This window comes from Stenotrophomonas sp. PS02301 (assembly GCF_029959485.1).
In the GTDB taxonomy this organism is placed as follows: domain Bacteria; phylum Pseudomonadota; class Gammaproteobacteria; order Xanthomonadales; family Xanthomonadaceae; genus Stenotrophomonas; species Stenotrophomonas maltophilia_Z.
Window position 1 is genome coordinate 1 of sequence record NZ_JASCOO010000186.1, and the last position, 1,991, is coordinate 1,991.

Here is a 1,991-nt window from a genome sequence, read left to right on the forward strand (position 1 = left end):
GCCTTGAGCGGCGCGGCGGCAGCGGCAGAGGGAAATTCAGGGAATCCGTGGAGCCGGCCGGCGGCCGGCACTACAATGGGGTCTTCCTTTTGTAGATAGACCGCACCCATGTCCAAGCAGTCCAAGGCCAAGCGCGACAAGCGCAAGAAGCAGCAGCCCAAGCGCCCGATCAACCGCCTCAACGCCCAGCAGCCGGTGCAGAACCATGCCGTGCTGACCAACGAAGAAGGCCAGGTCGTCGCTGCGATCGGCCTGCAGGGCACCGAGTGGCTGCTGGCCATCGGCGGCCAGACCATGGGCAACGCCGACAACCCGGTCCCGATGCTGGCCATGCTCAAGCACCTGTCCAACGTCCAGGAAAAGGAAGGCCGCAAGGTCAACCTGGAATACTCGACCCAGCTGCAGCAGCTGATCGACGACCTCGCCGCTGACGAAGGCAAGACCGCCGACGAGTACCTGTCGCAGCTGGTCTCCGAGTTCGAAGGCGTGGAAGGCGAAGGTGACGACGAGGCCGAAGACGCCGAGATCGTGACCGACGCTGCTGCCGAAGCCGAAGCCGATGGCGAGCCGGCCCCGGCCGCCAGCGACGACAAGCCGCAGGCCTGAGCCACGGCGATCCGGTGACGGTCTATATCGACGATGCGGTACATCCCTGGCGCGGCGAGCGCTGGGCGCATCTGATGGCCGACACCCTGCCCGAGCTGCACGCCATGGCGGCGCAGCTCGGGATTCCGCGGCGGGCGTTCCAGAACCGCCGCAGCGGGGCGCATTACGACGTGCCCGCCCCCTTGCGCCTGCAGGCCATTGCCCTGGGCGCACAGGCCATCTCACGGCATACGGACCGTGCGCTGGTCAAAGCTGTGATCTCAAACGCGCGCGGCCAGTATCAGGCGTAGGTGCCGACCGTTGGTCGGCACACGCAGACCGCAATCGCGCCCTAGAACGGATCGCTGCCCGGCCGCACTTCCACGCCCAGCAGCGAGCACAGCGCCAGCATCGCATCGTCATCGCGGTTCAGCGCCATCCACCCGGCCAGGGTGTCATTGCCGGTATCCACGCTCCACAGCGCGTAGTTGTGCTCGCGCAGGCGGTCATGGGCGGTGCCCATCAGCATCGGGGCATCCACCCCGGCGGCGAAATCCTCATCGTCCAGGTCGCCGCCCCAGTCGATCTGCAGGTTCCAGCGCGCGGACAGCTCGTTGACCGCCGACATCAGCGCATCGGCATCGCTGCGCTCCACCTCGAACCCGGACTGCCAGGCAATCGCCGCCATCATCGGCGGCAGCCAGTCGGCGTCCTCATCGATGCCTTCGCCGCTCTCCAGCAGCGCCTCGCGCCAGCGGTTGAACTGCTGCAGGGCCAGATCTTCATCGCCCGGGTTGATCAGCACGAACAGATTCCAGATCCGTGCCTCGAAATCGTCCTCGTCGAAATCGCGTTCCTCTTCTTCGAAGTCGAAATAATCGCTGTTGTCGGGCATGGCCGGTATTCCTGGAGACAGGGGCGCATTCTGCCGTGCAAGGGCGTTGGCAGGAAGCGAAATTCGGCGCAGGGCCCGCTGCGGTTTATCCTGTACGGCAGAAGGCGGCCTTGGTGGTCGTCAGCATCCTGTGACCATGAGCGATACCCCTCCCGATCACCTGGCGATCAACCCGGCCAGCCCCTTCCACGATGCCGCTGCGCTGGAGCGCGGCGTGGGCATCCGTTTCAACGATGTCGAGCGCGACAACGTTGAAGAGTATTCGGTCAGCGAAGGCTGGATCCGCGTGCAGGCCGGCAAGGCCCGCGACCGCCGCGGCAACCCGATGACGATCAAGATCAAGGGCACCGTGGTGGCCTACTTCCTGGATCAGAAGCCGGACGCCTGATCCCACGGTTGCCGGAGACGCCTGATCCACGTGTGCCAGGGTAGAGCCACCCCATGGGTGGCTGCCCTTCGTCCCGGACGCGTGGGTTCCAGTGGGTCCGCGCAGCCACCCATGGGGTGGCTC

4 protein-coding genes are annotated in these 1,991 nt (G+C 65.9%); 3 read left to right on the forward strand and 1 reads right to left on the reverse strand.

Translation table 11 applies throughout. The features are described 5' to 3' along the window. Positions 1-108: 108 nt before the first annotated feature. Complete coding sequence (locus tag QMX81_RS20795) at positions 109-606, forward strand: hypothetical protein (RefSeq protein WP_152153024.1); 498 nt, start codon at positions 109-111, stop codon at positions 604-606. A 14-nt stretch (positions 607-620) separates the two neighbouring features. Continuing rightward, the gene (locus QMX81_RS20800; protein WP_121042437.1) at positions 621-896 is read left to right on the forward strand and encodes a DUF4031 domain-containing protein; all 276 of its coding nucleotides are present in this window, start codon (positions 621-623) and stop codon (positions 894-896) included. A gap of 41 nt (positions 897-937) precedes the next feature. Here the strand turns inward: QMX81_RS20800 and QMX81_RS20805 are convergent, their stop codons facing one another. After that, positions 938-1,480 carry a hypothetical protein gene (locus tag QMX81_RS20805; RefSeq protein ID WP_282264374.1) on the reverse strand — a complete coding sequence of 181 codons (543 nt, stop codon included), beginning with the start codon at positions 1,478-1,480 and terminating at the stop codon, positions 938-940. 136 nt (positions 1,481-1,616) lie between these two features. Between QMX81_RS20805 and QMX81_RS20810 the strand changes: the two genes are divergently transcribed. Then, on the forward strand, positions 1,617-1,868 hold the full coding sequence (locus QMX81_RS20810) for a DUF3297 family protein (RefSeq protein ID WP_088432755.1): 252 nt from the start codon (positions 1,617-1,619) through the stop codon (positions 1,866-1,868). The last annotated feature ends 123 nt before the right edge of the window (positions 1,869-1,991 follow it).

Bases quoted from the DNA above. Each gene is read 5' to 3' on its own strand.
- QMX81_RS20795 (WP_152153024.1), top strand. From the start codon at position 109: ATGTCCAAGCAGTCCAAGGCCAAGCGCGACAAGCGCAAGAAGCAGCAG.
- QMX81_RS20805 (WP_282264374.1), bottom strand. From the start codon at position 1,480: ATGCCCGACAACAGCGATTATTTCGACTTCGAAGAAGAGGAACGCGAT.
- QMX81_RS20810 (WP_088432755.1), top strand. From the start codon at position 1,617: ATGAGCGATACCCCTCCCGATCACCTGGCGATCAACCCGGCCAGCCCC.